Source organism: Desulfovibrio sp. ZJ200 (assembly GCF_011039095.1).
Taxonomy (GTDB): Bacteria; Desulfobacterota; Desulfovibrionia; order Desulfovibrionales; family Desulfovibrionaceae; genus Desulfovibrio.
In genome coordinates this window covers 1-5,710 of sequence record NZ_JAAKEH010000080.1, presented here as the reverse complement: position 1 = coordinate 5,710, position 5,710 = coordinate 1, and the positions used below count along the sequence as shown (strand labels likewise).

Here is a 5,710-nt window from a genome sequence, read left to right as displayed (position 1 = left end):
GGGCGCGAGAGATGAAAAAGTTCCCCTCATAGGCGTAGATTTTGCGCAACAGTTCGCCCACGGCAACGGGTTCGGTGATGGCCGCATGGTGACCGTTGGCTGTGGGCGCGAGTGAGCCGCGCAAATCAGCGGCAATGTCGTGTTCCGCCCTGCCGGTGACAACGGCGTAACGGAAAATCCGTCCGGCATCACGCAGCGCCTTGTGGGCTATGGTCAACGCGCCCCGTTCTTCCACTCGCCGGAGAACGGCCAGCAGTTCCCTTGGTGTAATAGCGTTGACGGGACGTTTGCCAATGTGGGGAAAGAGATTTTCCTCCAAGATGCGGATGACCGCCTTTTGGTATGAGGGAACCCACTTTGGCGAGTATTTGGCGCACCATTCGCGCGCCACGTCTTCAAAAGAATTGCGGGCCGCTTCCGCCGCCGCTTCTCTGGCCTGGCGTCGGGCCTCGCCGGGATCGATATGTTCCCGTAGCAGCTTTTTGGCGTCTTCCCGTTTGTCCCGCGCTTCGCGCAGGCCCACGGACGGATACGGGCCAAGGGAAATGAGCTTCTGCTTGCCCGCGAAGCGGTACGCCAGCCGCCATGACTTTTTACCCGTGGGCGTGACGTAGAGAAACAGCCCCCCGCCGTCCGAGTGCTTCTGAATCTTGCCGTTGGCTATGACATGCCGTATGAATGTGTCGGTCAGTTTCATCCGGCCACCTCCAGAGTGGTGTTTCTTGGTACGGTTGGACTGACTGCTACCAACATATTTCTGAAAAAACCTTTTGATACAAGGTAGTACAAGAAATATGCCGGTAGCTGAGAGGGGAACCCCGCTCAGTTTCCCAAGGTCGGGGGCAGCACTGCCCGCCCCTGGGAAACGCCGTCATTGACAGCCCAGACCTACCAAAAGACTACCAACGTGTCTACCAACGGTTTTTGTGGATGCAGGTGGATTTTGGTGGATGGGATAAGGCAAAGATGCCCAGTTAACATATTTAAATTACATGCTAATCAGACATCTTTGGACTTCTTGAAACTGATTGAGTAACTTCAATCAAAAATGCTCTAATGAGGGCTGACCCTAAATTTCGCCTGCGCCTGTCTCTGCTGTCGTCATCCGCAAGGCGGCACCGCCGCCAACGGCTGACGCTCGCGCCGGCGAGTACACTGTAACGGTATGGCTTATTGGGTATCAGGCATCTGCTGCGGCGCGCCGGATTTTTTCGCATGCTTGATGAATGTGCCTTCCTCAAGCTCAAAAAAGGCTTTGCGCAGCTCTTCTTTCGAATTCATGACAATGGGGCCTCCCCAGGCCACCGGCTCATACAGGGGCCCGCCGGAAACCAGCACAAAGCGCGTGCCTTCAGGCCCGCCGGTCAGGGCCATGGCGTCGCCCGCGGTAAAGAGGTAGGCGTGCCTGGCCGAAAGTATGGCGTTATTTGCGGTGAGCGCGCAACTGCCTTGGAGAAGATACACGAAGACCGTATGGCCGGGGGGAGTTTCCACGGTCCAGGTCCGGCCCGGTTTGAGGGTCACGTCAAGAAAACGCACATCCACGTAGTCGCCTTTGGCGGCGCCTTCCACATTTTTGTAGCTTCCGGCCACCACGGCAACAGCGGCTGCGCCCTCGTCCACCCTGGGCACCGTGTCCGCATGAATGTCGCGGTACTTGGGTTCAACCATCTTGTCCTTGCGCGGCAGGTTGATCCAAAGTTGCAAGCCCAGAAGCCTGTCGCCGGCCTGGGGCATTTCCTGGTGCAAAATGCCGCTGCCTGCGGTCATCCATTGGCAGCAGCCGTCAAGAATCTTGCCGGAATTGCCCAGACTGTCCTGGTGCTCAATCTCGCCCTTGACCAGATAGGTGAATGTTTCTATGCCCCGATGCGGGTGCGTGGGAAAACCCTTGATATAGTCGGCAGGATTGCGGGAATCAAAAGCATCCAGCATGAGAAAGGGATCAAAACTCCTCACCGTGGGGGAGCCGAGTACGCGGACCAGATGCACGCCCGCGCCGTCAATGGCGGCGTGGCCGACGACATCGTTTTTCATAGTTCGGAATTTCAAGCTATTGCTCCTTATGCTTCACCCCGGCGCAGCCCTGCCGGGGCGCAAATATCACATTCATCTCAAACCGGGCAGCCGCTATGCCGGTGTCCGGGCGCAAAAAAAGAGGCGTTGCGCCAGGCAACAGAAAGCAGTGCCGTTTGCAGGAGCCAAACAGCGCGGCTGCAACGCAGGCAGGCAACTTGCAAATGTATATAAGTATTTAAATGAGACTGTCCAGAAGATGGGCAGCATTGCAAAAATACGTTATACACTTGCTGCGGCACAAAAAAGCGCCCTTGTGGGCGGCAAGAGTGCATTTATACTCTGAACGATGTCTACAGATGTAATCCCAATGTGCGGCACTGTCGAATTTTACAGAAATGCTAAAGAACAGGACATCGTTGCCTGCCCGAGCGCGTCGGGAGATCTTGCATGTGGTTTATAGTGCACAGCTTGCTGCTGACAATGATTATGACTGGCTCCGCAGGGCAGGCGGCAAAAGCGGCGCGGGCCGGCATCGGATTTGAACAGGCCAGGGCGCAGCCTCAGGCCATGCTGCCGCAAACTGTGCCTCTCGGCGGGCTGCCGCCTTTGGCGGAAATGATTACCTCGCCTTTTGGTCCCCGTCGCCTGCCCGGCGGGCTGAGCCGCCGCGGCATGGTCGTTCGTAAGCATTCCGGTCTGGATATTCGTGCCCGGCTGGGGTGGCCGGTGGTTGCCTTCAAGGGCGGGGTGGTCAGCCATGCAGGGCCGCATGGCCTTTCCGGCATTGTGGTTGAAGTCAGGCAGGATGACGGCATGACGGCCCGCTACGCGCATCTGGGAAAGACTCTGGTGAAAAAGGGACAACGCGTGGAAACCGGGGCTGCCGTGGGTCTGGTGGGCTGCACAGGCAGAACCACAGGGGCCCACTTGCACTTTGGCCTGCAAAACAGGCAGGGCGAGGCAATAGATCCTTTGCCTTATCTGCACAGCGCCGCGCAAGTGCTGCGGCCGGCGCCGGAACAGATTCCCGCGGTGCTCTCGCCGCAGTCCTGCGGCCCGGTTGTGCGGGGGCGCGACGGGCGGCCCAGGCGCTTGGGACGAGCCCTGCAAGAACTGGACGCATTGGAGCCGCCGGCCATTCCCCGCCGGGAAGAGCGAAAGTGAACGGCCGTGCAACAAGGCGGCACGCCGACAGCGCGGCAAGGCCGGAGATATCGCAATGTCGGGCAAAGCGCTGTGAACGGCAGTACTGCTTGTCGAAAAACGGAAAGCAGAGTAAATTCCTGCCGGCCCGGCCGGATGCGGCATATTCCTTATTTCAGCCTCACAAGGAAGCAACAGGCAATGAACATACGCCCCGTCATCCTTTGCGGCGGCACAGGCACGCGGCTGTGGCCGCTTTCGCGCAGGTTGTATCCCAAGCAGTTCATGGACTTGGGCGGCCATACCCTGTTCCGGGACACCTTGCGCCGGGTCATGGCTCTGCAAGACATGCTGCCGCCTCTGATCATTTGCAATGAGGAACAGCGCTTCCTGGCTGCCGCGCAATTGCAGGCCTTCTCTTTGGCACAGGGCTTAGACCTGCCCGGTACGATCATTCTTGAGCCCGAAGGGCGCAATACGGCCCCGGCCATAGCCGCGGCGGCCTTTGCCGCTCTTGCCGGGCAGGTCGGCCCCGGTCGGGATTGCGCGGACAGCGAGAGGCAAGATCCCCTTTTACTTGTTCTGCCTTCGGATCATGCCTTGCAAAATATGAAGGACTTCGCCCGCGCCGTGGCCGAAGCCGCCGTTTGCGCGGAACAGGGACATTTAGTGACTTTTGGCGTGCGCCCGGCAGGGCCGGAGACGGGCTACGGCTGGCTGCGGCGGGGCGAAGCCCTGGCTCAGGGTTTCAAAGTCCGGCGTTTTGTGGAAAAACCCTGCCCTGCCGATGCCCGGACCATGCTGGCAGACGGCGGTTACTACTGGAACAGCGGCATGTTTCTGTTCCGCGCCTCGCAGTATTTGAGCGAACTGGCAAGGTATGCGCCTGCAATGCATGAAGCGGTTCGCGCCGCTTGGGCACAGCGCCGTGCCGATATGGATTTCACGCGGCTTGAGGCCGCGTCTTTTGCCGCCTGCCCGGCGGATTCCATTGATTATGCCGTCATGGAAAAAACTCCGCTGGCGGCTATGGTGCCGCTGGATGCCGGCTGGAGCGATCTGGGCTCCTGGTCTTCGGTCTATGAGGCTGCCCCGAAAGACGATGCAGGCAATGCCTGCATCGGCGACATTCTTGCCGAGGAAGTTTCGGGCAGCTACCTGCACTCCAGCGGGCGTCTGATTGCCGCGCTGGGAATCAGGGATTTGATCATCGTGGAGACCGGCGACGCGGTACTGGTCGCCGACAAGGGCCGTTGCCAGGACGTCAGGAAACTTGTGGCGCGGCTTGCGGCAGACAAACGCCCTGAAAAGGATACGCATCTTCGCGTGTTCCGTCCCTGGGGATGGTATGAAACGCTTGCCCTGGGCGAGCGTTTCCAGGTGAAGCGGATTATGGTCAACCCCGGGGCCTCGCTTTCGCTGCAACTGCATCATCACCGCGCGGAGCATTGGGTCGTGGTCAGCGGCATGGGCGAGATCACCGTGGGCGAAGCCTCGGTGGTGCTGCATGCGGATCAGTCCACATATATTCCTCTTGGCGTCAGGCATCGCCTGGCCAATCCGGGCCCATCTCCGCTGGAAATCATTGAGGTGCAGAGCGGCGCCTATTTGGGAGAGGATGATATTGTCCGCTTTGAGGATCATTACGGACGATCCTAGAGCAGATTACCTTTGACTTTTTATGAAAGTCAAAGGTGGCATTCAGGCGAAAAACGCGGTTTTCGCCTGAATGTACGCCGCGTTGCGGCGGCTGCCGCTTTCGCGTCAGCAGAGCATTTTCAAAGAGAAAATGCTCTAGAGCGTTTTGCCACTGAAATCAGCTAAACCGCTCGGCGACAGCGTTAGCTGTCGCCCGCGTCGAATGAGCCTGAAAACCACGCTTTTCAGGCTCATTGCTTCAGCCGTTGCGACGAAGGAAGCTACGGATGGAGACAGCAATGAGTTACCACAAAAAACATTCAACGAAACCGCTGTCGCCATCCGTAAGGCTCGCAGACTCGCCAACGGCTGGCGCAAGCAAGCAAAGCTTGCTAACGGCTACCGCCGGCGCGGGCGTCCGCTCCCGCGACCGCCAGAGCGGTTGCCGTTTTCAACAGCAAACCGCTCTAGAGCAATTTGACTTTTATTTTATTTAAAAATCGTTTAGATTGCAGAGATGAAATTTGCATCTGAAGAAATCCGAACCAAGGCTGTTCATGCGTATCTTGATGGAAAAGCAACAGCCAGGCAATTGGCAGATATTTTAGGTTATACCCCGGCTAGCATCTGCAATTGGGTCAGAGCTTACCGTGAAAACCAACGATTATCAGCCAAACCCAATGGCCATCGCCCAAGTTGTTTCTCATGCGAGGAGATTCGGGAATTGCAAGCCCTTCTTGATAAAAATGTTGATATGACGCTTCAGGAAATTAAAGAGCATTTTAGAGCAATTTGACTTTTATTTTATTTAAAAATCGTTTAGATTGCAGAGATGAAATTTGCATCTGAAGAAATCCGAACCAAGGCTGTTCATGCGTATCTTGATGGAAAAGCAACAGCCAGGCAATTG

The 5,710-nt window shown here is 57.4% G+C and carries 6 protein-coding genes; 4 read left to right on the top strand and 2 right to left on the bottom strand.

Features of this window, described 5'->3' with window-relative positions:
• Together G7Y52_RS14205 and G7Y52_RS14200 are read right to left on the bottom strand one after the other, a co-directional pair.
• Window positions 1–697 (bottom strand): integrase arm-type DNA-binding domain-containing protein (locus G7Y52_RS14205; protein WP_165073014.1); only part of this gene is annotated, 697 nt, incomplete at its 3' end.
• A 473-nt stretch (window positions 698–1,170) separates the two neighbouring features.
• Window positions 1,171–2,052, bottom strand: coding sequence for a pirin family protein (locus tag G7Y52_RS14200; RefSeq protein ID WP_165073012.1), 882 nt, complete (start codon window positions 2,050–2,052; stop codon window positions 1,171–1,173).
• A 13-nt stretch (window positions 2,053–2,065) separates the two neighbouring features.
• Between G7Y52_RS14200 and G7Y52_RS14195 the strand changes: the two genes are divergently transcribed.
• From G7Y52_RS14195 to G7Y52_RS14175, 4 genes are all read left to right on the top strand, one after another.
• The gene (locus G7Y52_RS14195; RefSeq protein ID WP_165073010.1) at window positions 2,066–2,362 is read left to right on the top strand and encodes a hypothetical protein; all 297 of its coding nucleotides are present in this window, start codon (window positions 2,066–2,068) and stop codon (window positions 2,360–2,362) included.
• A gap of 104 nt (window positions 2,363–2,466) precedes the next feature.
• The gene (locus tag G7Y52_RS15550; RefSeq protein WP_165073008.1) at window positions 2,467–3,183 is read left to right on the top strand and encodes a M23 family metallopeptidase; all 717 of its coding nucleotides are present in this window, start codon (window positions 2,467–2,469) and stop codon (window positions 3,181–3,183) included.
• 180 nt (window positions 3,184–3,363) lie between these two features.
• Window positions 3,364–4,821: a mannose-1-phosphate guanylyltransferase/mannose-6-phosphate isomerase gene (locus G7Y52_RS14185; protein WP_165073006.1), complete on the top strand. Its 1,458-nt coding sequence runs from the start codon at window positions 3,364–3,366 to the stop codon at window positions 4,819–4,821.
• Window positions 4,822–5,317: 496 nt separating this feature from the next.
• Entirely contained in the window at window positions 5,318–5,596 is a 279-nt protein-coding gene (locus G7Y52_RS14175) for a helix-turn-helix domain-containing protein (RefSeq protein ID WP_165073002.1), read from the top strand.
• Window positions 5,597–5,710: the final 114 nt, after the last annotated feature.

Bases quoted from the DNA above. Each gene is read 5' to 3' on its own strand.
- G7Y52_RS14195 (WP_165073010.1), top strand. From the start codon at position 2,066: ATGCTTCACCCCGGCGCAGCCCTGCCGGGGCGCAAATATCACATTCAT.
- G7Y52_RS15550 (WP_165073008.1), top strand. From the start codon at position 2,467: ATGTGGTTTATAGTGCACAGCTTGCTGCTGACAATGATTATGACTGGC.
- G7Y52_RS14185 (WP_165073006.1), top strand. From the start codon at position 3,364: ATGAACATACGCCCCGTCATCCTTTGCGGCGGCACAGGCACGCGGCTG.
- G7Y52_RS14175 (WP_165073002.1), top strand. From the start codon at position 5,318: ATGAAATTTGCATCTGAAGAAATCCGAACCAAGGCTGTTCATGCGTAT.